Source organism: Aliivibrio sp. SR45-2, assembly GCF_963890165.1.
GTDB lineage: Bacteria > Pseudomonadota > Gammaproteobacteria > Enterobacterales > Vibrionaceae > Aliivibrio > Aliivibrio salmonicida.
The window spans coordinates 43,965-66,020 of the sequence record NZ_CAWPRC010000150.1 but is presented as its reverse complement, the minus strand read 5'-3'; the positions used below and the strand labels follow the sequence as shown (position 1 = coordinate 66,020).

The window sequence follows — 22,056 nt, the reverse complement described above, 5'->3', positions numbered from 1 at the left end:
ACAGAGTGAATCAACAAAAGAAAAGATAAAAACTGATGACACCATTAGAAAAATACCAGCTTGACCTTACGCAAGATACATTTCATCACGACAGTGCTCAGCAACACGCCGTAGAGTGTTTGGATGAGTTATATCATCGATTATTGCAACCAAAAACGACACCCAAAGCAGAACGAAAATCTTGGTTGTCTGTATTTAAAAAATCAGAACCTCAGACCGTCGTGCCAGAGAAAGGATTGTATTTTTGGGGAGGAGTGGGGAGAGGAAAAACGTATTTAGTCGATACTTTTTACGATGCCTTGCCTACTGAACGTAAAATGCGAGTGCACTTCCATCGGTTTATGCAGCGAGTTCATGATGAGCTTGGTGAGCTTCAACAACAAGCGGATCCATTGTTGATTGTGGCTGATAAATTTAAACAAGAAACCGATATTATCTGCTTTGATGAATTCTTTGTTTCTGATATTACCGATGCCATGATATTAGCGACATTATTAGAGGCGTTATTTGAACGAGGCATTGCCCTTGTTGCGACATCAAATATTGTCCCTCAGGAGTTATACCGAAATGGATTGCAAAGGGCGCGTTTTATTCCTGCTATTACGTTGATCGAACAACACTGCCAGATAGTTAACGTGGACAGTGGCATTGATTATCGTTTAAGGACGTTAGAGCAAGCTGAAATCTATCATTTCCCTCTCGATAGTTTAGCTCAACAAAATATGTTGGATTATTTCCATCAGTTAACGTCAGAAACGGAACATGAAGAGAAAGAGATAGAAATTAATCATCGGATATTGTCTGTGAATGCAGAAGGAGATGGGGTTGTGCATTTTGAATTCACTTCTCTATGTGAAAGTGCGCGCAGTCAACATGATTACATTGAATTGTCTCGTTTGTATCATACGGTTCTTCTTTCTAACGTTAAGGTCATGGGAGAGCTCAATGATGATGCAGCTCGTCGTTTTATTGCCATGGTTGATGAGTTTTATGAACGAAACGTGAAATTAATCATTTCAGCGGAAGTCCAATTAGCTGATTTGTATCAAAATGGACGATTAACCTTTGAATTTAAACGTTGTCAGTCAAGGTTGATTGAAATGCAAAGTCATGAGTATCTAGCAAAAGAACATTTATCTTAGTCGAAATGGGATGATTTTCTTTTGTTAACGTATTTATTTAGTGTGATAAGGCTCAAATTTCATTTTTTTTAATGTTTTTTACTGATATGTGAAAAATCTTCAAAAAAAAGGTGATTTTTTCTTCACGCTTCACTATAATCCTCCGACCCACCGTTACTGTACTGGCTTAATAGCCAAGAGTGCCAACCACTCGAAGGGGTGATGACTGGGCTCGAAAATATACAGTGGGAGCGAAAGCTCCTAATCAGTGAATTTATTTAATAACGGGTATCATTAGCATGAAAACTTTCGTTGCTAAACCAGCCGCTGTAAAGCGTGACTGGTATGTTGTAGACGCTGAAGGGAAAACTCTTGGTCGTATCGCAACTGAAATCGCATCTCGCCTACGTGGCAAGCATAAAGCAGAATACACTCCTCACGTAGATACTGGTGATTACATCATCGTTATCAACGCAGAGAAAGTTCGCGTAACTGGTAACAAAGCAGCTGGCAAGATCTACTACCGCCACTCAGAGTTCCCAGGCGGTCTAAAATCTATTTCTTTCGAGAAACTGATTGATCGTAAACCTGAAATGGTTATTGAATTAGCTGTTAAAGGTATGCTTCCACGTGGTCCTCTTGGTCGTGCTATGTACCGTAAACTTAAAGTTTACGCTGGCGTTGAACATAACCACAGTGCTCAACAACCACAAGTACTAGACATTTAACCGAGGATCATGGCAATGGCAGAGAATCAATACTACGGCACTGGTCGCCGTAAAAGTTCAGCAGCTCGTGTTTTTATCAAACCGGGTACTGGCAACATCGTAATCAACAAGCGTAGCCTTGAAGTTTACTTTGGTCGTCCAACAGCACGTATGGTTGTTAACCAACCTCTAGAGCTAGTTGAAATGACTGATAAACTAGACCTATTCATCACTGTTTCTGGTGGTGGTATTTCTGGTCAAGCTGGTGCGATCCGTCACGGTATCACACGTGCGCTTATGCAATTCGATGAAACATTACGTCCTGCACTACGTGCTGCTGGCTATGTTACGCGTGACGCTCGTTGCGTTGAACGTAAGAAAGTTGGTCTACGTAAAGCACGTAAGAAACCACAATTCTCTAAGCGTTAATATTACGCTTACCAAGTGGCTTTGTTTCAAAGCTACTTTGGTTATTGTGGAAAAAGCTCAGCATTTATGCTGGGCTTTTTTTGTTTTTGTGAGGTGTAAACATCTTTAGTTCTTGAATCCTTTCCTCTTTTCTTATCATTTCTCCTATCTCGACTTCAAAAGTAAATCTAGTTCACAAATGTTGCAAAAAAGTAGCTTTACCTTGTCAAAAAGTAAGGTTTTCTTTATCATTTATGGGTTAAAACAACAGCGTAATAATTATGAACAAATTCTTAGCTTTTTTTTAAAGCTTTGGACATCAATATTCTGTTGTTCCACACCTTAAAAAGTTAGCCGTAGCTCGACAATGTATGGACATAATAAAAACTATATAAAGAGCACATGGGAGAAAGTTGGATGAGCAATGCGCCAGTGAGTAATGGTCGACGTCGTTTCTTGACTGCAACAACAGCTGTTGTTGGTGGTTTAGGGGCAGCGGCGGTGGCCGTACCTTTTATTAAATCTTGGAACCCGAGTGCACGAGCCAAAGCGGCAGGTGCACCGGTTGAAGTCGACATCAGTAAGCTTGAAAACGGGCAAATGGTTCGTGTTGAATGGCGAGGTAAGCCTGTATGGGTTGTTCGTCGTTCAGAAGCACTTCTGCAATCATTAACTGAAATTGACGGACAACTTAGAGACCCATCTTCAGGTGAAGAGCAGCAACCTCAATATGCACAAAATGCATATCGCTCAATTAAACCTGAGATATTTTTAGCCGTTGGTATTTGTACTCACCTTGGTTGTTCACCTACCTATTTACCTGACAGTTTTAGTGAACAAGTTAAAGGAGTTAACTCTGGTTTCTTCTGCCCATGCCATGGTTCTAAATTTGATATGGCAGGTCGAGTATTCCAAGGCGTACCTGCACCATTAAATCTCGTGGTGCCAAAACACATGTACCTTAGTGATACTCGTATCCTAATTGGGGTTGATGACGGAGGGGAAGCCTAATGCAACCATTACTTGATTGGGTAGAAAAACGTCTACCTGCAATGAATGCCTATAAAAAGCATTTATCTGAATATCCAATGCCGAAAAACTTTAACTTTTGGTACTTTTTTGGCTCATTAGCAATGCTTGTACTGGTTAATCAGTTAATTACGGGTATTTGGTTAACAATGAATTATGTTCCTTCTGGAGAAGGTGCATTTGCTTCTGTTGAATACATCATGCGTGATGTCGATTACGGTTGGCTATTACGTTATATGCACTCCACTGGGGCGTCAGCTTTCTTTGTTGTGGTTTATCTTCATATGTACCGCGGTTTAATTTACGGCTCTTACCAGAAGCCACGTGAACTGTTGTGGTTATTTGGTATGTTGATTTTCTTAGTGTTAATGGCTGAAGCTTTCATGGGGTATTTATTACCATGGGGACAAATGTCTTACTGGGGAGCTCAAGTTATTATCTCTCTGTTTGGTGCTATCCCTGTTATTGGTGATGACCTAACACTGTGGATCCGTGGTGATTATGTTATCTCGGGTGCGACGCTCAACCGTTTCTTTGCCTTACACGTTATCGCTTTGCCGATTGTCTTATTGCTTTTAGTTGTTCTGCATGTTCTTGCTTTGCATGAAGTCGGGTCAAACAACCCTGATGGCATTGAACTTAAAAAACCAAAAGCGAAAGATGACAAGGGTGAACATAAAACTCAATTTAAATTCCATGAGTATTATACGAAGAAGTACAACATTATTGATTCTGTTCCTTTCCATCCTTATGGAACGGTAAAAGATATGATCGGTGTTGCTGGCTTCTTATTCTTCTTTTGCTATGTATTATTCTTTAATCCTGAAATGGGTGGTTACTTCTTAGAAGGACCAAACTTTGAAGCAGCAAATCCACTGAAAACGCCAGAGCATATTGCCCCTGTGTGGTACTTCACTCCATTTTATGCAATCTTGCGTGCCGTTCCTGATAAGTTAATCGGTGTTGCAGCAATGGGTGCTTCAATTGTTGTGCTGTTCCTTCTTCCTTGGTTGGATCGCTGTAAAGTAAGGTCGTACCGTTACCGTAGTAAGTTGCATTTACTTAATATTGCGCAGTTTACTGTGAGCTTTATTGCTCTTGGTGTTTTGGGTTCATTACCTGCAACGTCACTGTATACATTGTTAGCTCAGATATTCAGCTTAACTTACTTTATGTTCTTTGTTCTTTTGTTTGTTTACAGTAAAAATGAAAAAACAAAACCATTACCAGAAAGGGTGACATTCAAATGAAAAAGTTGATTTTAGTACTTTTTGCTTTGTTGCCATCAATGGCAATGGCTGCAGGGTCGGGAGCGCCATTAGATAGCGCAAATAATGACATTCGTGATCAAGCATCTCTTCAAAATGGTGCTAAGTTGTTCATGAACTATTGTGCGGGTTGTCACTCTACTCAGTACCAACGTTACGGTCGAGTTGCTGAAGATCTTGGTATCCCTGTTGATCTAATGATGGATAATCTCGTGTTTAATCCAGATGCGAAGATTGGCGACTTAATGGAAAATGCGATACCAGAAGAACAAGCGGCTAGTTGGTTTGGCGCTCCACCACCAGATCTAACGTTAGTTGCTCGCGTTCGAGGTACCGATTGGTTATATACGTATCTACGTACATTTTATGCCGATCCAACTCGTCCATTCGGTGTAAATAACATGGTTTTCCCTAGTGTCGGTATGCCTCATGTTCTTCAAGAACTGCAAGGCGTAACAACCCCTATTTATGAAACCACTGTTGTTGATGGCGTTGAACATAAAACGGTTATTGGTGTGGAATCTGATGGTACTGGTGAGTTAACGGTCGGAGAGTTTGATGACTCTGTGCGCGATTTAGTTAATTTCTTGGAGTATTCAGGTGATCCAGTTCAGCTTGAGCGTCATCGTTTAGGTTGGTGGGTGATGGGATTCCTAGTGATATTCGCTTTTGTTTGTTATTTACTTAAGAAAGAATATTGGCGCGATGTCCATTAATCGTGATATTCTAGGTCGTTAATTGTATGCAATGGAGGCTCTGCCTCCATTGTTTTTGTGTCACTACTTATTTTTATACGAATGTTATAAAAAAATTAGCTGACTGGCACCAGAAAATGGTGCTTTTTGCTCCTTAGATAAATACCGGAGGGCTCAATGGCTGTTGCTGCCAACAAACGCTCAGTAATGACGCTTTTTTCAGACGCTTCTGACATGTACAGTCACCAAGTACGCATTGTATTGGCTGAGAAAGGAGTAAGTGTTGAAGTTGAATTGGTTGAACCATCCAACTTACCTGCAGAACTTGTAGAGTTAAACCCTTACAAAACGGTTCCAACATTAGTTGACCGCGAGCTTGCACTATATAACTCAAACATCATTATGGAATATTTAGATGAGCGTTTTCCTCATCCGCCATTGATGCCTGTTTATCCTGTCGCTCGTGGTAATAGTCGTTTGATGATGCACCGTGTTGAAACTAACTGGTACTCATTGGCTAAGATCATTGCTACTGGTACTTTTGAAGAATCAGAAGCGGCACGTGCTAAATTGCGTAATGATTTATTGATGTTAGGTCCTATCTTCGCTGAGTACACTTACTTCATGAGTGATGAATTTAGCTTAGTTGACTGTTATTTAGCTCCGCTGTTATGGCGTTTACCTTCTATGGGTATTGAGTTATCTGGTCCGGGTTCTAAAGAGATGAAAGTGTATATGAATCGTGTATTTGAACGAGATTCATTCCTAGCATCTTTAACTGAAATTGAACGTGAAATGCGTCTAACGAACTAATGGATATTAGTTCTATGATGCCTCGTCGCCCATATTTATTACGTGCTTTTTATGAATGGATTGTAGATAACGAGTTGACTCCTCATCTTGTTGTTGATGCCACTATGAATGGTGTTCGTGTACCTGAAGAGTTTATCCAAGATGGACAGATTATTTTAAATACTGCCCCTCACTCTGTTGGTAATTTAGAAATGGGAAACGAAGCGGTAACGTTTAATGCTCGTTTTAGCGGTCGTCCTCATTCGATCATTGTGCCAATTTATGCAATTCAAGCTATCTATGCCCGTGAGAATGGTGCTGGGACTATGTTTGAACCTGAAGAAGCTTATGAGATGGATGCAGATGAAGGTATCTTCGAAGAAGAATCATTAGATTCAACTGAAAATACGCTATCTGATGATAAACCCGAGCCACCACGCCCAAGTGGTCGTCCGAGTTTACGAGTCGTCAAATAAAAAAAAGCCTGCATATGTGCAGGCTTTTTTGTATGTCTTTATTTATCTACTTTTCAACACTGCCGCCTTGGCCATATTCAAACGCTTTTATAACCCCTTTAACACCGGTTACGTTTCGTGCGATATCGGCTGCTAAATTGCCTTGCTCTTCAGTGACAAAGCCGACCAAAAATACTTCCTGAGCTTCAGTGTAGACACTCACTTTAATCCCATTTAATTCAGAATCGGCTAACAATGACGATTTCACTTTGGTTGTGATCCAGCTGTCATTATTAATTTGAGTGAAAGTTAATAAAGGGCGAATTCGAATTTGATTATAAACGGTTTTAACGCCTTTAATTGTTTTTACTTGTTGCTCAAATTGTTGATTTATCTCTTTGTCTTTTGCCTGCCCCATAAGCAATACTTTACCGTCATAAGCAACAGCACTTACTCTCATGTTGTATTGGTAAGGGGATTTATTTGCTAATCCCGTCGCTTCTAACGCGCGATTCTTATCTGATAATTGTTCTTTCATGCTTCGGTGGTCAGTAACAACAGAAGCAGTGGTAGCCGCACCAGCAATAAATAGTCCTGCACAGCCTTGCAACAGTACGATAGAGAGCAACAATGCACTTAGTTTAAAGGCTTTCATGATATTTACTCTGTGTGCTGTGGGAAGAGGACTTGATCAACAAGATCACAAATACAATGCAATGTAACTAAATGAACCTCTTGAATTCGAGCTACTCGGTGTGATGGTATTCTTATTTCAACGTCTGATTCACCTAATAAACCAGCCATTACACCACCATCCATTCCTGTTAGTGCAATAATTGTCATGTCGCGACTTACGGCGGCTTCCATTGCTTTTAGAATGTCTTGGCTATTACCACTTGTTGATATGGCTAATAATATGTCCCCAGGTTGGCCTAATGCTCTCACTTGTTTTGAGAAGATCTCATCATAGTTATAGTCGTTTGCAATCGCCGTTAATGTTGATGTATCAGCCGTTAATGCCATGGCAGGAAGACTTGGTCGTTCTGTTTCAAAACGGTTTAGCAAACAAGAGGCAAACTGTTGAGCATTTGATGCAGAACCACCATTACCGCAGCAGAGCACTTTATTGCCGTTCAATAGCGTTGAAACCATCGCTTGAGAAGCATGCATAATATGATCTGGGAGTGCTTCCGCAGCCGCAATCTGGATTTGAATACTTTCAGTAAAGCTTTCTTTGATATGTTCTAGCATTGTTTACCCTTCAACAATTGCATTTTTGATCCAGTTGATGTCCTGACCTTGAGAGTGGATAGCAACTACATCAAATCTAAAAGATGTGTGTTCAACCGAGAGGCCATTTTTCATTAGCCAGAAGAGAGCGGTTCTTTGTAACTTGCGTTGTTTTTGCCATGTTACCATTTCTTGAGCAGAACCGTAATTTGAAGATGCTCGGTATTTTACTTCGACAAAAACGAAAGAATCTCGATCTCGCATAATGAGATCGAGCTCTCCTGTTTTTGAATAAAAATTACGCTCGATGAATGTGAGTTGATGTGTCTCTAAATAGCGCTTTGCCATCAACTCATAATATTCACCTTTAATTCGTTTATTCGGTTTCTTCTCCATGAATAGCCCAACTCATTTTTCGTTGAATCACACATTCTTGGTTAATGCTTAACTCACCGGTTTTACCTTCCATTTGATAATTATCCACTGCTTTCATCTGTGGTAATTCGGTAATTAGTTGGTAAGCATCCATACCAAGTGCGTGAAGTCGAGTTTCACCATTACTGCTGTCAGGCCATAGTTTTTCAAACTGAACATTAAAACTGTGGTTTTCATTTGTCAGTAGTGGAATGTCACTGAATTCAACACCACGAATTTCAGCTAGCTGTGTTTGACGTCCATTGTTACTGCGTGAACTTGCGTATAATTTAGGCGGTGTAATACCTGGATTAATCGCCACTTCAATAAATGGTTTTAGTAGCGTTAATTCACCACTGGTTGCAATCATATAGACCGCATCAATATCGCGACGACTGCGTGGTTGAGATTCTAAATCAATACCAGCTAAGGCGTTCATTTGGTAAATACGAGCTTGGCTGCTTTCAAGGCCAAATACGCTGTTCACTTTTTGTTGTAGCTGTGCTTTTGAACCAAAGTAACTTGTCGATGGTTTTTGTGACGTTAATTGGAACCATTTATCACTGAATGCTTGATTCAAACGTTCACCCATTCTTCCTTGCGGAGCAAGAAACAAGGGATGTTTGTGACCAAGTTTAAATAAGTGAATGGCTGCTTGCTCTACTTCTTGTTCCGGAGATAGAGTGAAATAGCAGCTGTTTTTATCAACATTAATTTCGCTTGGAATATTAAGCGCGAGTTGCGGAATGTCTGCTGAATTTAAGGTCTGAAACTCTTCAATTTCACTGCGAATTAGCGGGCCAACCACAAATTGAATTTGCTCTTTATCAAGGATAGGAAGAATCTCTGACATTGGGGTTACTTGAGTGTCGATAATTTTTAATGTAGTGAAATCGTCACGTTCTTTATCTTCCATCATGGCATTAATAAAGCCATCGCGTACACGCATACCTTGTGGTCCAAAGCGACCAGTCAAAGGAAGAAGTAAAGCGACATGCTCTGGGCGAACAATATCTAATGCTAATATATCTAATACTTCTTGTGGAGTGTAAGTCGCTGCAGGATGCATTGGATTTGCTTGTAACCAGTCTTTAAATGCTTGCTGCAAACGAACAGGAGAATGTTTTAGTGTGTCTGAATAGGTTGCTAATTGGACCCAACCATGAAGAATGTTTTCTTTTTCGTCAAGTTGTATTGCTTGAAGGCTTGCGCTATTTAGTGATGAAATATTCGTCCATACTTGTGACCATAATTGCGCTTTTTGATCTTGGGCTTTAAAAGGTTCTAATTGAATGAGCTCTCTTGCCGCATTCAGATTGTCGCCATTAAATAAATACAGTTCATGACGAAGTTCGTAGTACTCAATCCATTGTGAGTTTTCTAGTTTCCACCAAGCTTCAAAGTGTAGTTCTTGCAACGCTTGAGTGTATTTATTTTGTGACTTCAGTTGCTCTGCTTTTATTAACTGAATCTCAGCGATTTGAGCTGGGGATAAATCCATCGTAGCTAAACGCGTAAGTAAATTTTTAGAGAGCTCTGTATTCTGTTCTTGTACCGCGGCCTTCAATGCCATGATAAGTAAGTCAGCTTGTAAGTTACCTTGTTGCTGATCGGCTTTTAGAATATAAGCAGAACTTGTTTCTGATGGCGATTGAGTGATATCAAGACGCTCAGGGGATGTCGGTGAGCTTGAACACGCGGCTAATGTTAGCGCTAAGGCTACAGGAGCAACAAGGCGTGTTACACTGTTCTTTCTAAAGGTCATATTTGCCATGGGTAATATACTGGTCCTACTTAAAAGGGCTGTTTTTACTATGGATGCGAATCACCCGAACAGCTAAAATATTATTTTCATTATAGTGATGTCTACTTATATTCCCTATATTAATCGCAGAAGAGATAGTAAACAAATGACAGATCACAATTTATCTGTGGTAGAGGCTGCAACTTTGTACATTGTACCTACCCCAATCGGTAATTTAGGCGACATAACCCAACGCGCTTTGGATGTTTTAAAATCCGTAGACTTGATTGCGGCTGAAGATACCCGACATACAGGCAGGTTATTGTCTCATTTTGGCATTTCTAGTCAAACGTTTGCATTACATGATCACAATGAACAGCATAAAGCAGACCTTCTAATCAGTAAATTACAAGAAGGTAAATCTATTGCTCTTGTCTCAGATGCGGGAACGCCACTGATCAGTGACCCAGGTTACCACTTAGTAAACCGCTGTCGTCAAGCAAATGTCAATGTTGTCCCATTACCTGGCGCTTGTGCTGTTATTACTGCATTGTCTGCTGCTGGTTTACCTTCTGATCGATTTAGTTTTGAAGGTTTCTTGCCCCCGAAAAGTAAAGGTCGTCGAGATAAATTTGAAGAAATAGCACAAGCAGAACGTACGTGTATTTTTTATGAATCACCACATCGAATTATGGATTCATTAGACGACATGTTGACAGTACTTGGTGCTGACCGACAGGTTGTCTTGGCTCGTGAATTAACAAAAAGATATGAAACCATTTATGGCGCACCACTGGGTGAGTTGATTGAATGGGTTAAAGAAGACGAAAATCGCAAGCGTGGAGAGATGGTTTTACTTATCCATGGCTTTAGAAGTGAAGCGAAAGATGAACTGCCATTTGAAGCAACTCGCTCTGTTTCTATCCTTGTAAAAGAGCTTCCGCTTAAAAAAGCAGCGGCGATGGCGGCTGAAATACACGGAGTGAAGAAAAATGCCCTATACAAATGGGGTTTAGAGCATTTAGATTAAGAGAATCGAGAAAAAGGGTGGTAAGTTATAACTGACTCTTATATCATTCGCTTCAGGAGCTGACTCGGTAATCGCTGCTTCATTCAAGTCCTTAGGGAAACTGGTGAAGGGGAGGAAAGTCCGGGCTCCATAGAGCAGGGTGCCAGGTAACGCCTGGGAGGCGCAAGCCTACGACAAGTGCAGCAGAGAGAAAACCGCCGATGGCTTAATCTTCTTTTATTCTTCGGGATAGGGAAGTAAGCACAGGTAAGGGTGAAAGGGTGCGGTAAGAGCGCACCGGGCGTCTAGTAATAGTGCGTTGCAAGGTAAACTCCACCCGGAGCAAGATCAAATAGGCCCTCACATAGCATTGCTCGTGTTTGGGGGCGGGTAGATTGCTTGAGCCTGTGAGCGATTGCAGGCCTAGACGAATGGTTACCACCGCGCAAGCGGGACAGAACCCGGCTTATATGTCGGCTCCTAACTTAGCCCACCATAAAACTATTTCGGTAGTCTTATGGTGGGCTTTGTGCTTTCTGCTACATTGGTTTAGAATTATCACTAATTTGACACACACCACTGTATTTTTAGTTTACACTTCTAGCTAAAATTCAGTCGCTTATTCTCATTATTACGGTAGTAAATACTCACTATGTCTGAACAATTTCAACACGTATCCGTTCTTCTTCATGAATCTATTGATGGTTTAGCGATTAAACCTGATGGTATCTATATTGATGGTACTTTTGGTCGCGGTGGTCATAGTCGTCAAATTTTATCTCGATTAGGTGAAAACGGACGTTTGTACAGTATTGACCGTGATCCTCAAGCAATCGCTGAAGCGAAAACCATTACGGATCCTCGATTCAACATTATTCATGGACCATTCTCGGGTCTAAAAGGGTATGTTGAAGAGTTAGGTTTAGTGGGACAAATTGATGGTGTTTTACTTGATTTAGGTGTGTCATCACCACAGCTCGATGATGCAGACCGTGGTTTTAGCTTCATGAAAGACGGCCCATTAGATATGCGTATGGATCCAACCTCTGGAATGCCGGTATCTCAATGGTTATTGACTGCCGATGTTGAAGATATTACTTGGGTTATTCGTGAGTTTGGCGAAGATAAGCACGCATGGCGCATTGCTAAAGGTATTGTTGCTTACCGTGATAACGAAGAGAATGAGCCGTTAACTCGTACTGGTCAACTCGCTAAATTAATTTCTGATGTTGCGCCTAAGAATTTTAAAGAGAAAAAGCATCCTGCGACTCGTACTTTCCAAGCATTCCGCATTTATATTAATAGTGAATTGGATGAGATTGATACGGCGTTAAATGGCGCTCTTGATGTGTTTGCTGAGGGTGGACGTTTGTCTGTGATTAGTTTTCATTCATTAGAAGATCGCATGGTTAAGCACTTTATTCGTAAAGAAAGCAGAGGTCCACAAGTTCCTCATGGTATTCCTCTGACTGAAAACCAAATTAAAGCATTAGGCAGTGCAAAAATGAAGCCTATTGGTAAAGCCATTAAACCTACCGTTAATGAAGTTGATGTTAATGTTCGCTCGCGTAGTTCTGTTCTACGTATCGCTGAGCGCTTATGAGCCACAAAGCATCATCACAATCCAGTTTAACTAAAATGATAGGTCTAGACTTAATAGGTGTAGGCCGTTTTCACTCGATCTTATTAATGTTTCTTTTTATCAGTGCTATTGGTGTTGTTCTTATCACTCATAATACTCGTCAAATGGCCGTGAAAAGTGAAAATTTATTACTTGAGAAAGATATTTTAGATGGTGAATGGCGAAATTTGATATTAGAAGAAAGTGCACTCGCAGAGCATAGTCGAGTGCAGTCTCGTTCCATACGTGAATTAGATATGGAAAGACCCTCCCCGGATAAAGAAGTCATAATAAAACTACGATGAAATTACCAAGTAGAAAGACAAATAATAAACGTATAAGCAAAGCGCCACCGACTTTAATTCAGTGGCGCTTTGGCGTTATTGTTTTTTTTGTTTTTCTTGCTTTGGCTATTTTGATTGCTCGTGCGGCTTATATTCAAGTAATAGAACCAGATAACCTTATTAAACAAGGTGATATGCGTTCTATTCGAGTTAAGACAATGCCTTCTGCTCGCGGTATTATTTCAGACCGAAATAATGAGCAACTTGCGGTGAGTGTTCCTGTTGATGCGGTGTGGGCTGATCCTGTCGCGATCTATAAAGCGGGCGGTTTAGTTGAAGTTGATCGTTGGCATGCTCTGGCTGATGTTCTTGGTTTAAAACGTACCGAATTACTCTCCAAAATAGAAAAGAATAAAAAACGCCGTTTTATCTATCTTCAGCGTCAAATTTCCCCTGCGGTTGCTGCTTATATTCGAAAATTAAAACTCGCCGGTATTGGTTTAAAAGCGGAATCTCGTCGGTATTATCCTTCGGGTGAGATCAGTGCTCATGTTATTGGTGTGACGGGGATTGATAGCCACGGCCTTGAAGGTGTGGAGCGAAGCTATGATGGCTGGCTAACCGGTGAACCAGGTCGTCGTACAGTGCGAAAAGATCGTTATGGTCGAGTGGTTGAAAATATTTCGTTAAAAGAGAAACAAGAAGGTAAGCCATTAACGTTAAGTATTGATCAACGTTTACAAGCGATTGCTTATCGTGCGATTAAACAAGCCGTTTCAGACTTTAGAGCCATGTCGGGTTCTGTTGTCATGATTGATATTAAAACGGGTGAAGTATTAGCAATGGTTAACGCCCCGTCTTACAACCCAAATGACAGAAGTCAGTTACAAAACTTTAGAATGCGAAATCGTGTTATTACCGATACGTTAGAGCCAGGCTCAACCGTTAAGCCTTTTGTCGTATTAGCGGCGCTTGATAGTGGCACTGCAAACCTAAATACGATTGTGGATACCGGTAATGGCATTATGCGAATTGGTGGAAGTCGAGTTCGTGATAGCTCTAAAGTGGGTAAAGCGAACTTAACTACTATTTTAAAAAAATCGAGTAACATCGGTGTGGCGCACTTGGCGTTAAATATGCCCTTACAAGAACTATTGGCGGAATACAGTGCGGTTGGTTTGGCAGATCCTTCTGGATTAAGTTTGATTGGTGAAGCGACGGGTATATTCCCTGATCGCCGTCGTTGGTCTGATTTTGAAATTGCCACTCTTGCATTTGGTTACGGCCTTTCTGTTACTCCCATTCAGTTAGCTCATGCGTATGCAACATTGGGTGCTTATGGTGAATATCGTCCGCTTTCTATTTTGAAAACGACGGGACCCACTCCGGGTAAACAAGTGGTTAATCGTGAACACGCTAAAGCGGTATTAGCGATGATGGAAACGGTAACTCAACCTGGAGGTACAGCGACTAAAGCGGCCGTTCCTGGATACCGAGTTGCTGCGAAAACAGGGACATCTCGTAAAGCGGTTCGCGGTGGCTACAGTGATGAATATATGACGGTAACCGCGGGTGTTGCTCCGGTAAGTAATCCTCGAATTGCTCTGGTGACGATAGTGAATCAACCGCAAGGCGATGAATATTATGCGGGTCAAGTCGCTGCGCCTATTTTTGGTCAGGTGATGAAAGATGCATTACAAATATTAAATGTAGCCCCAGACGAAAGTACCGTAAAACATATCGATGTATTGAATTAGGAAAAGGATGATGCAGTTATCTGAATTATTGTTGCCTTGGTGTGAATTAAATCAAGCCGTAGAAATATCATCCATGACATTGGACAGTCGCAAAGTAACCACTGGTTGCCTATTTGTTGCGATTAAAGGCCACGCGGTCGATGGCCGACAGTTTATCCCTGTTGCGATTAAGCAAGGAGCATCGGCGGTATTGGCTCAAAGTGATGAGGTTAATCAGACGGGAACCATTAGTTTTCTCGATCAGACCCCTATTATTTATCTCGATGCGCTATCGATAAAACTCAGCGCGGTCGCTGGGCGTTTTTATCACGCTGAACAAAGAAAAATGCAGTTGGTTGGCATTACTGGAACCAATGGAAAAACAACCATATCGCAAATTATTGCTCAATGGGCCACATTACTTGGTAAACCAGCTGGAGTCATGGGGACGACGGGCAATGGATTATTAACCGATCTGAAACCTGCGTTAAATACGACGGGTAGCCCAATAGAGATCCAACAGACATTAACGGGTCTTGAAAATATAGGGGCAAAGCTAACCGCATTAGAAATATCTTCTCATGGATTGGTTCAAGGGCGTGTTAATGCCTTGAATTTTGATGCTGCTGTATTCACTAATTTAAGTCGTGATCACTTAGATTATCATGGTGATATGGCAAATTATGCTGAAGCAAAAAAACTGTTGTTTACCTCTCACCGTCCTAAATATTCAATCATTAATGCCGATGATACTGTGGGTGCTTCTTGGTTAAAAGAATTGCCTAATGCTGTCGGGGTATCATTGAACGAAGGTAATCTTTCTTTTCATTCAGGGAAAAAAGTGTTTGCAACTTCTGTCATTTACTCTACGGATGGAATTCAAATATCTCTGAATTCTGATTGGGGAACGGCGGATCTTTCTGTTCCGTTGATCGGTGCGTTTAATGCCAATAATATTTTAGTCGCTTTTGCTACTCTTCTATCGCTTGGTTACGACATAACTGAATTAGCGGACGCTGCTCCTAAATTAACCGCGGTTATTGGACGAATGGAGCTTTTCAGTTCTGAAGGTAATGCGAAAGTGGTTGTGGACTATGCGCATACTCCAGATGCTTTAGATAAAGCCTTGCAAGCCCTTCGAGTTCATTGTGAAGGCAAGCTGTGGTGTATATTTGGTTGTGGCGGTGATCGAGATACGGGCAAGCGTCCGATGATGGCTAGTATTGCTGAGCAACAAGCTGATGTGATTATTTTAAGTGATGATAATCCTCGTTCAGAAGATCCAAGTTTGATTACTAAAGACATGTTAGCCGGTTTGAACCAACCAGACATTGCACACGTGATACATCAGCGTTTTGATGCATGCCAGTTTGCTCTCTCTCAAGCAAGTAAGCATGACATTATTTTATTGGCAGGCAAGGGGCATGAAGAATATCAAGTGCTTGCTACAGAAACGATTCATTATTCTGATCGTGAAACTGCGCAGAAATTATTAGGACTATCATCATGATCTTAATGTCATTGAATGAAGTGGCGAACATTTGTCAGGGACGTTTGAATGGGGTAGATACCTCGATTTCAAGCGTGTCGACTGACAGTCGACATATTGAGGCTCAAGGGCTGTTTGTTGCGCTGATTGGTGAGCGATTTGATGCCCATTCTTTTGTCTCAGTGGCTGAAGAACAAGGTGCGGTTGCTTTACTTGTTTCACATGAGGTTGATTCTTTATTACCTCAAGTGATCGTTAGTGATACGGAAAAAGCGCTTGGGTTACTCGGTCAATATGTTCATCAGCAATGCCATTCCTTTACCATTGCTTTAACTGGCAGCTGTGGCAAAACCACGGTAAAAGAAATGTTAGCGTCTATTTTAAAACGTTCTGGTGAAGTGTTGGCGACAGCGGGTAATTTTAATAATGAAATCGGCGTGCCATTAACGTTGTTACGATCTCAACCAAGTAATGATTTCTCTGTTATTGAACTCGGCGCTAATCATCAAAATGAAATCGCTTATACCACACAACTGGTTCGTCCTGATGTCGCCTTAGTCAATAATATTGCGGCGGCACATTTAGAAGGATTTGGTTCGATAGAAGGGGTTGCGAAAGCAAAAGGTGAAATCTTTGAAGGCCTAAAAGAAAATGCGACGGCTATTTATAATTTAGACAGTAATGGATTGCCTCGTTGGTCTGATTTATTTGAAAACAAAACGGTATTGAGTTTTTCACAAGAAAATAATCAAGCTGACTTTCATGCAAGTAATATAGAGGTCAATGGTCTTGGTGCTTCTTCATTTACATTGAATACACCGGTAGGAAGCATCGTGGTTTCACTCACGATTATTGGTAAGCATAATGTATCAAATGCAGTAGCGGCTGCGGCGTTAGCTGTTCAAGCTAACTGTACATTAGCTGATATTCAACAAGGCTTACAATCGCTTGAAAATGTAAAAGGAAGGGTTGCTGTTGAGGTTTTACCTTCTGGTTTGAAGGTGATCGATGATACTTACAATGCCAGTGTTCCTGCGATGAAAGCCGCAGTGGACTTACTTGGTGGCTTTAATGGCAGTCGTTGGCTGGTTTTAGGTAATATGGCTGAGCTTGGTAAAGAAAGCCTTGCACTTCACCGTGAAGTTGGTGAATATGCTGCCCCATATCAATTTGAGCAAGTAATAACGTTTGGTGATGATACCAAGGTGATCAGCGAATTATGCAATGGTCGACACTTTGAGTCTCGTAACGAATTAAATGCCTATTTATTGCAAGAATTACAATTAATTAAACATAATGAGGTTACCGTGCTAGTAAAAGGTGCCAATAGTTCACGTATGAGCGAAGTAGTTTTAGCTCTTAAGGAGTGTCAGTAATGATTATCTGGTTATCTAACTTTCTAGAGCAATATTTCCCATTTTTTCGTTTATTCGAATACCTTAGCTTTCGAGCTATTTTAAGTATTATTACCGCATTATCTATTTCGTTATGGATGGGGCCTAAACTGATTCGATGGTTACAAAACCTTCAAATCGGTCAAGTAGTACGTGATGATGGTCCTGAATCTCATTTCAGTAAGCGCGGTACGCCAACCATGGGCGGTATCATGATATTAACGGCTATTACGGTCACTGTCTTCTTATGGGCAGATCTTACAAACCCTTATGTTTGGGCGGTCATGTTTGTATTGCTAGGCTATGGTGCCGTTGGTTTTGTTGATGACTATCGTAAAGTGGTTCGTAAAAATACGGACGGTTTGATTGCTCGTTGGAAGTACTTCTGGCAATCAGCCATTGCATTAGTGGTTGCGTTTGCTTTATATGCTTATGGTAAAGATACGGCGGCAACACAGCTCGTTGTTCCTTTCTTTAAAGATATTATGCCGCAACTTGGTTTAACTTATATTTTGCTAACCTACTTTGTTATTGTCGGTACAAGTAATGCAGTAAACCTAACGGATGGATTGGATGGTTTAGCTATCATGCCAACGGTATTTGTTGCCGCTGGTTTTGCTTTTATTGCATGGGCGACAGGCAACGTACAATTTGCGAATTACTTACATATTCCACATATTCCACAAGCAAGTGAGTTGGTTGTTGTCTGTGCTGCGATTGTCGGTGCTGGATTTGGTTTCTTATGGTTTAACACTTACCCTGCACAAGTATTTATGGGCGATGTTGGTTCATTAGCACTGGGTGGCGCACTAGGTACGATAGCGGTTTTAGTACGTCAAGAATTCCTTTTGGTTATCATGGGTGGTGTATTTGTTGTAGAAACACTTTCTGTAATTCTACAAGTTGGCTCATACAAGCTACGTGGTCAACGTATCTTCCGTATGGCTCCAATTCATCACCATTATGAATTGAAAGGGTGGCCAGAACCGCGTGTAATCGTGCGTTTTTGGATTATCTCTATGTTATTGGTTCTTATTGCATTAGCGACATTGAAGGTACGTTAATATGACTGGTTTTTGTGGTGTAAAAAACGTTGTTGTAGTTGGCTTAGGAATGACAGGGCTATCTGTTGTTAAGCATTTGCTGAGACAACCAGAAGCGTTAATAGTCAAAGTTATTGATACTCGTGAAACGCCACCAGGCCAAGAACAATTGCCTGAACAGGTTGAGTTGCATTCTGGTGGTTGGCAACAAGATTGGCTGTTAGACGCCGATCTTATTGTTACTAACCCAGGTATTGCGCTTGCTTCTTCTCAATTACAACCAGCCATTAAAAAGGGCACGCCAGTTGTTGGTGATATTGAATTGTTTGCGTGGGCAGTGACGGCCCCTGTAATTGCAATTACCGGCTCTAATGGCAAAAGTACGGTCACCGATTTAACCGGTGAAATGGCCAATGCTGCAGGGGTTAAAACCGCTGTCGGTGGTAATATCGGCTTTGCTGCGTTAGATCTATTAGAACAAGATGCCGATCTTTATGTACTGGAACTATCCAGTTTTCAACTCGAAACTACATCATCATTAAAGCTAAAAGCCGCCGCATTTTTGAATCTATCTGAAGACCATATGGATAGATACCAAGGTATGGAAGATTATCGTCAAGCTAAGTTGCGTGTATTTGATCATGCCGATGTTTGTATTGTTAATCGTGATGATAAAGAAACTTACCCAGATACAGCAGATAAAACGTTAATTAGTTTTGGGTTTGATACCAGTGATGAGTACGGTTGCATTGAAGAAAACGGTCGGCTGTTTTTAGCTAAAAATAACACACCTATTATTGCTGCCAATGAGCTTGGTCTTGTTGGTAAACACAATATTGCTAACAGCCTTGTTGCTCTTGCTTTACTTGATGCTGCAGGTGTTAATACCAATAAAACATTAGATACGTTGAAGCGTTACAATGGATTAACGCATCGCTGCCAAGTTGTCGCTGAAATGAATGGTGTTCGATGGGTTAACGATTCTAAAGCAACCAATGTGGCGAGTACACTGGCTGCACTTTCTGGTCTTAGTATTGAAGGGAAACTTCATTTGTTGGTTGGTGGTGTTGGTAAAGGGGCTGATTTTTCGGAATTATCGCCAGCATTGAATAAATTGGATTTAATGATGTATTGTTTTGGCGAGGATGGCGTGCAATTCATGCCTTTAGATCCTCGGTCTCGATTATGCCAAACAATGGATGAGGCGATTGAGTTATTATCCCCTGAATTAACATTTGGAGATATGGTAATGCTTTCTCCTGCATGTGCCAGTTTTGATCAATATGCTAACTTTATGGCAAGAGGCGATGCATTTACAGCATTAGCTAAACACTATTCAACTGAGAAATAATTTTGGTTATTGAGCGAATTAAGCACTTAGCTTCTCCATTACAAGATTGGGTATTTACCCCATCACCTAAAGTTATGTTTGATCGTCAATTGATCTGGATTGCCTTGGGTTTGATGTTAACGGGTTTAGTGATGGTTGCTTCTGCTTCTTTTCCTATCAGTACTCGTCTGACTGGTCAGCCTTTTCATTTTATGATGCGACATATGTTATTTGTGTTTTTAGCATTAAGCATCTCCTCGATTGTTTTACGTATAGAATTGAATAAATGGCTTAAGTACAGTAGCCATTTGTTGTTAATTTCTCTTTTACTCCTTGCGGCTGTTCTTGTTGTGGGAAAATCTGTAAATGGTGCCGCTCGTTGGTTACCTTTAGGTATTTTTAATCTACAACCAGCGGAAGTCGCAAAACTGTCTTTATTTGTTTTTATCGCTGGGTATTTAGTTCGACGTCATGGTGAGGTTAGAGACAGTTTTCGTGGATTTGTTAAGCCTTTATTAGTCTTAATCACGTTGGCTTTTTTCCTTCTAATGCAGCCCGATTTAGGGACAACTGTTGTGATGTTTGTCACTACGATTGCGATGTTGTTTATTGCTGGGGCGAAACTTTGGCAATTTATTGCGTTAGTGATGGGCGGAATTTCGTTAGTTATCGTTCTTATTCTTGCTGAACCCTATCGTATGCGCCGAGTTACTTCTTTTCTTGACCCGTGGCAAGATCCGTTTGGTAGTGGTTACCAATTGACGCAATCTTTGATGGCGTTTGGACGAGGTAGCTGGTTTGGTGAAGGATTAGGTAATTCGATTCAAAAATTGGAATATTTACCAGAAGCTCATACTGACTTTGTATTTGCGGTTATCGCCGAAGAGCTCGGTTTTGTTGGTGTGTGTTTGGTGTTGTGTTTGATTTTTGCACTCGTATTTAAAGCGCTTTTAATTGGTCGAAAATGTCTTGCACATGACCAACGATTTGGTGGTTTCTTAGCGTTTGGTATTGGTATTTGGTTTGCGTTCCAAACGTTAGTTAATGTTGGTGCTGCTGCGGGTATTGTCCCGACAAAAGGTCTTACATTGCCATTGATTAGTTATGGCGGTTCAAGTTTAATTATTATGTCTGTTGCGGTGTCTTTACTTATTCGTATTGATCATGAGTGTCGTGTTTATCTAGCAAACGAGCCACCTCGGAGTGAAAATGAAGAACAAAAATAAACGTTTATTAGTGATGGCTGGTGGAACGGGCGGACATGTGTTTCCTGGATTGGCTGTTGCAAAACAATTACAAAGTGAAGGGTGGGAAATCCGCTGGCTTGGAACAGAAGATCGGATGGAAGCTGATCTCGTACCAAAACACGGTATTGAAATCGATTTCATTAAAGTGAAAGGATTACGCGGGCAAGGGCTTAAAAAACTATTAATCGCTCCTTTTCAAATTCTTGGTGCTATTTCACAAGCAAAAAAACACATTCAAGCATGGCAGCCCGATGTCGTTTTAGGCATGGGGGGCTATGTGAGTGGTCCTGGTGGCATTGCTGCATGGTTATCTGGGATCCCTGTTGTTTTACATGAGCAGAATGCCGTGGCAGGATTGACTAATCAATGGCTCTCTAAAATTGCTAAACGTGTTTTTCAAGCATTTCCAGGGGCTTTCCCTACGGCGGAAGTTGTGGGGAATCCCGTTCGTGAAGATGTTTGCCAACTGCCTCATCCTAAAGAACGATTTGCTGAGCGAAATGGTCCAATTCGTTTATTGGTTATGGGTGGAAGCCAAGGTGCGCGTATTCTTAATACGACCTTGCCAGAAGCATTATCAAAATTGAATCATCAAGTCGAGATTTGGCATCAAGCGGGCAAAGGAAATCAAGAGAGCGTAAGCGAGGCTTATCACTCGAATGGTTTATCAACAGCGAAAGTCACCGAGTTTATTGATGATGTGGCTGAAGCTTACGCTTGGGCTGATGTATTAGTTTGTCGCTCAGGAGCACTTACTGTTTCTGAAGTTTCGGCTGCAGGCGTGGGCTGTGTCTTTATTCCTTTTATGCATAAAGATCGCCAGCAAGCATTGAACGCAGATCACCTTGTACAGTGTGGCGCAGCGAAAATGATAGAACAACAAGATTTAACAGTTCAGAGTTTGGTTGATACACTGAACGGTTTAGAGCGACCTAAGTTATTAGAAATGGCATGTAATGCCCGTAATGCAGCTATTATTGATGCAGATGTACGTGTTGCCACTGCGATTAAAAGCCTCGCTAAATAAAAGAATTGAGATT

General features: G+C 41.1%; 22 protein-coding genes and 1 other RNA gene. 19 read left to right on the top strand and 4 right to left on the bottom strand.

Translation table 11 applies throughout. The features are described from left to right. Positions 1–35: 35 nt before the first annotated feature. The 8 genes from zapE to sspB all read left to right on the top strand — a co-directional run bounded on the left by zapE (position 36) and on the right by sspB (position 6,496). Positions 36–1,142 (top strand): cell division protein ZapE, encoded by a 1,107-nt coding sequence (gene zapE / locus AACV33_RS09235; protein WP_012551120.1) that lies wholly within the window; start codon positions 36–38, stop codon positions 1,140–1,142. Positions 1,143–1,420: 278 nt separating this feature from the next. Then, the gene (gene rplM / locus AACV33_RS09230; protein ID WP_012551119.1) at positions 1,421–1,849 is read left to right on the top strand and encodes a 50S ribosomal protein L13; all 429 of its coding nucleotides are present in this window, start codon (positions 1,421–1,423) and stop codon (positions 1,847–1,849) included. A 15-nt stretch (positions 1,850–1,864) separates the two neighbouring features. After that, on the top strand, positions 1,865–2,257 hold the full coding sequence (gene rpsI / locus AACV33_RS09225; RefSeq protein WP_012551118.1) for a 30S ribosomal protein S9: 393 nt from the start codon (positions 1,865–1,867) through the stop codon (positions 2,255–2,257). A 396-nt stretch (positions 2,258–2,653) separates the two neighbouring features. Then, entirely contained in the window at positions 2,654–3,247 is a 594-nt protein-coding gene (gene petA, locus AACV33_RS09220; protein ID WP_023604180.1) for a ubiquinol-cytochrome c reductase iron-sulfur subunit, read from the top strand. Next, positions 3,247–4,515 (top strand): cytochrome b, encoded by a 1,269-nt coding sequence (locus AACV33_RS09215; protein ID WP_012551116.1) that lies wholly within the window; start codon positions 3,247–3,249, stop codon positions 4,513–4,515. The genes petA and AACV33_RS09215 overlap by 1 nt, the downstream gene beginning before the upstream one ends. Beyond that, the gene (locus tag AACV33_RS09210; protein ID WP_012551115.1) at positions 4,512–5,249 is read left to right on the top strand and encodes a cytochrome c1; all 738 of its coding nucleotides are present in this window, start codon (positions 4,512–4,514) and stop codon (positions 5,247–5,249) included. The genes AACV33_RS09215 and AACV33_RS09210 overlap by 4 nt, the downstream gene beginning before the upstream one ends. 156 nt (positions 5,250–5,405) lie before the next feature. Beyond that, positions 5,406–6,041 (top strand): stringent starvation protein SspA, encoded by a 636-nt coding sequence (sspA, locus tag AACV33_RS09205; RefSeq protein WP_017022631.1) that lies wholly within the window; start codon positions 5,406–5,408, stop codon positions 6,039–6,041. After that, positions 6,041–6,496 carry a ClpXP protease specificity-enhancing factor gene (gene sspB, locus AACV33_RS09200; RefSeq protein WP_017022632.1) on the top strand — a complete coding sequence of 152 codons (456 nt, stop codon included), beginning with the start codon at positions 6,041–6,043 and terminating at the stop codon, positions 6,494–6,496. The genes sspA and sspB overlap by 1 nt, the downstream gene beginning before the upstream one ends. A 46-nt stretch (positions 6,497–6,542) precedes the next feature. On the opposite strand, the gene AACV33_RS09195 is transcribed toward sspB, so the two are convergent. Genes AACV33_RS09195 through AACV33_RS09180 form a run of 4 tightly spaced genes read right to left on the bottom strand, consistent with a single transcriptional unit; the run spans position 6,543 to position 9,893 of the window. Continuing rightward, positions 6,543–7,130 carry a BON domain-containing protein gene (locus tag AACV33_RS09195; protein ID WP_017022633.1) on the bottom strand — a complete coding sequence of 196 codons (588 nt, stop codon included), beginning with the start codon at positions 7,128–7,130 and terminating at the stop codon, positions 6,543–6,545. A 5-nt stretch (positions 7,131–7,135) separates the two neighbouring features. Then, positions 7,136–7,726, bottom strand: a complete 591-nt coding sequence (locus AACV33_RS09190) for a phosphoheptose isomerase (protein WP_012551111.1) — start codon at positions 7,724–7,726, stop codon at positions 7,136–7,138. 3 nt (positions 7,727–7,729) lie between these two features. Further along, positions 7,730–8,101 (bottom strand): YraN family protein, encoded by a 372-nt coding sequence (locus AACV33_RS09185; RefSeq protein WP_012551110.1) that lies wholly within the window; start codon positions 8,099–8,101, stop codon positions 7,730–7,732. Further along, positions 8,082–9,893, bottom strand: a complete 1,812-nt coding sequence (locus tag AACV33_RS09180; RefSeq protein WP_182699238.1) for a penicillin-binding protein activator — start codon at positions 9,891–9,893, stop codon at positions 8,082–8,084. The genes AACV33_RS09185 and AACV33_RS09180 overlap by 20 nt, the downstream gene beginning before the upstream one ends. Before the next feature lie 136 nt (positions 9,894–10,029). Here AACV33_RS09180 and rsmI point away from each other — a divergent pair, with 136 nt between their 5' ends. The 11 genes from rsmI (at position 10,030) to murG (ending at position 22,043) form a co-directional block, all read left to right on the top strand. Further along, the gene (rsmI, locus tag AACV33_RS09175) at positions 10,030–10,893 is read left to right on the top strand and encodes a 16S rRNA (cytidine(1402)-2'-O)-methyltransferase (protein ID WP_012551108.1); all 864 of its coding nucleotides are present in this window, start codon (positions 10,030–10,032) and stop codon (positions 10,891–10,893) included. Positions 10,894–10,948: 55 nt separating this feature from the next. Continuing rightward, an RNA gene (gene rnpB / locus AACV33_RS09170) (RNase P RNA component class A) lies at positions 10,949–11,357 on the top strand. 167 nt (positions 11,358–11,524) lie between these two features. Then, positions 11,525–12,475, top strand: coding sequence for a 16S rRNA (cytosine(1402)-N(4))-methyltransferase RsmH (gene rsmH / locus AACV33_RS09165; protein ID WP_012551107.1), 951 nt, complete (start codon positions 11,525–11,527; stop codon positions 12,473–12,475). Further along, positions 12,472–12,798 (top strand): cell division protein FtsL, encoded by a 327-nt coding sequence (gene ftsL, locus AACV33_RS09160; protein ID WP_012551106.1) that lies wholly within the window; start codon positions 12,472–12,474, stop codon positions 12,796–12,798. The genes rsmH and ftsL overlap by 4 nt, the downstream gene beginning before the upstream one ends. Continuing rightward, positions 12,795–14,534 (top strand): penicillin-binding transpeptidase domain-containing protein, encoded by a 1,740-nt coding sequence (locus AACV33_RS09155; protein WP_023604185.1) that lies wholly within the window; start codon positions 12,795–12,797, stop codon positions 14,532–14,534. Before ftsL ends, AACV33_RS09155 begins: the two co-directional genes overlap by 4 nt. A 7-nt stretch (positions 14,535–14,541) precedes the next feature. Further along, positions 14,542–16,023 (top strand): UDP-N-acetylmuramoyl-L-alanyl-D-glutamate--2,6-diaminopimelate ligase, encoded by a 1,482-nt coding sequence (gene murE / locus AACV33_RS09150; RefSeq protein ID WP_182699237.1) that lies wholly within the window; start codon positions 14,542–14,544, stop codon positions 16,021–16,023. Next, on the top strand, positions 16,020–17,378 hold the full coding sequence (locus tag AACV33_RS09145; RefSeq protein ID WP_182699236.1) for a UDP-N-acetylmuramoyl-tripeptide--D-alanyl-D-alanine ligase: 1,359 nt from the start codon (positions 16,020–16,022) through the stop codon (positions 17,376–17,378). The genes murE and AACV33_RS09145 overlap by 4 nt, the downstream gene beginning before the upstream one ends. Continuing rightward, complete coding sequence (gene mraY / locus AACV33_RS09140) at positions 17,378–18,460, top strand: phospho-N-acetylmuramoyl-pentapeptide-transferase (RefSeq protein ID WP_012551102.1); 1,083 nt, start codon at positions 17,378–17,380, stop codon at positions 18,458–18,460. Before AACV33_RS09145 ends, mraY begins: the two co-directional genes overlap by 1 nt. A gap of 1 nt (position 18,461) precedes the next feature. After that, the gene (murD, locus tag AACV33_RS09135) at positions 18,462–19,790 is read left to right on the top strand and encodes a UDP-N-acetylmuramoyl-L-alanine--D-glutamate ligase (RefSeq protein ID WP_182699235.1); all 1,329 of its coding nucleotides are present in this window, start codon (positions 18,462–18,464) and stop codon (positions 19,788–19,790) included. A gap of 2 nt (positions 19,791–19,792) precedes the next feature. Further along, entirely contained in the window at positions 19,793–20,995 is a 1,203-nt protein-coding gene (gene ftsW / locus AACV33_RS09130; protein ID WP_012551100.1) for a cell division protein FtsW, read from the top strand. Next, a complete protein-coding gene (murG, locus tag AACV33_RS09125; protein ID WP_017022639.1) occupies positions 20,979–22,043 on the top strand; it encodes an undecaprenyldiphospho-muramoylpentapeptide beta-N-acetylglucosaminyltransferase in 1,065 nt (354 codons plus the stop codon). Before ftsW ends, murG begins: the two co-directional genes overlap by 17 nt. The last annotated feature ends 13 nt before the right edge of the window (positions 22,044–22,056 follow it).

Bases quoted from the DNA above. Each gene is read 5' to 3' on its own strand.
- zapE (WP_012551120.1), top strand. From the start codon at position 36: ATGACACCATTAGAAAAATACCAGCTTGACCTTACGCAAGATACATTT.
- rplM (WP_012551119.1), top strand. From the start codon at position 1,421: ATGAAAACTTTCGTTGCTAAACCAGCCGCTGTAAAGCGTGACTGGTAT.
- rpsI (WP_012551118.1), top strand. From the start codon at position 1,865: ATGGCAGAGAATCAATACTACGGCACTGGTCGCCGTAAAAGTTCAGCA.
- petA (WP_023604180.1), top strand. From the start codon at position 2,654: ATGAGCAATGCGCCAGTGAGTAATGGTCGACGTCGTTTCTTGACTGCA.
- AACV33_RS09215 (WP_012551116.1), top strand. From the start codon at position 3,247: ATGCAACCATTACTTGATTGGGTAGAAAAACGTCTACCTGCAATGAAT.
- AACV33_RS09210 (WP_012551115.1), top strand. From the start codon at position 4,512: ATGAAAAAGTTGATTTTAGTACTTTTTGCTTTGTTGCCATCAATGGCA.
- sspA (WP_017022631.1), top strand. From the start codon at position 5,406: ATGGCTGTTGCTGCCAACAAACGCTCAGTAATGACGCTTTTTTCAGAC.
- sspB (WP_017022632.1), top strand. From the start codon at position 6,041: ATGGATATTAGTTCTATGATGCCTCGTCGCCCATATTTATTACGTGCT.
- AACV33_RS09195 (WP_017022633.1), bottom strand. From the start codon at position 7,130: ATGAAAGCCTTTAAACTAAGTGCATTGTTGCTCTCTATCGTACTGTTG.
- AACV33_RS09190 (WP_012551111.1), bottom strand. From the start codon at position 7,726: ATGCTAGAACATATCAAAGAAAGCTTTACTGAAAGTATTCAAATCCAG.
- AACV33_RS09185 (WP_012551110.1), bottom strand. From the start codon at position 8,101: ATGGAGAAGAAACCGAATAAACGAATTAAAGGTGAATATTATGAGTTG.
- AACV33_RS09180 (WP_182699238.1), bottom strand. From the start codon at position 9,893: ATGGCAAATATGACCTTTAGAAAGAACAGTGTAACACGCCTTGTTGCT.
- rsmI (WP_012551108.1), top strand. From the start codon at position 10,030: ATGACAGATCACAATTTATCTGTGGTAGAGGCTGCAACTTTGTACATT.
- rsmH (WP_012551107.1), top strand. From the start codon at position 11,525: ATGTCTGAACAATTTCAACACGTATCCGTTCTTCTTCATGAATCTATT.
- ftsL (WP_012551106.1), top strand. From the start codon at position 12,472: ATGAGCCACAAAGCATCATCACAATCCAGTTTAACTAAAATGATAGGT.
- AACV33_RS09155 (WP_023604185.1), top strand. From the start codon at position 12,795: ATGAAATTACCAAGTAGAAAGACAAATAATAAACGTATAAGCAAAGCG.
- murE (WP_182699237.1), top strand. From the start codon at position 14,542: ATGATGCAGTTATCTGAATTATTGTTGCCTTGGTGTGAATTAAATCAA.
- AACV33_RS09145 (WP_182699236.1), top strand. From the start codon at position 16,020: ATGATCTTAATGTCATTGAATGAAGTGGCGAACATTTGTCAGGGACGT.
- mraY (WP_012551102.1), top strand. From the start codon at position 17,378: ATGATTATCTGGTTATCTAACTTTCTAGAGCAATATTTCCCATTTTTT.
- murD (WP_182699235.1), top strand. From the start codon at position 18,462: ATGACTGGTTTTTGTGGTGTAAAAAACGTTGTTGTAGTTGGCTTAGGA.
- murG (WP_017022639.1), top strand. From the start codon at position 20,979: ATGAAGAACAAAAATAAACGTTTATTAGTGATGGCTGGTGGAACGGGC.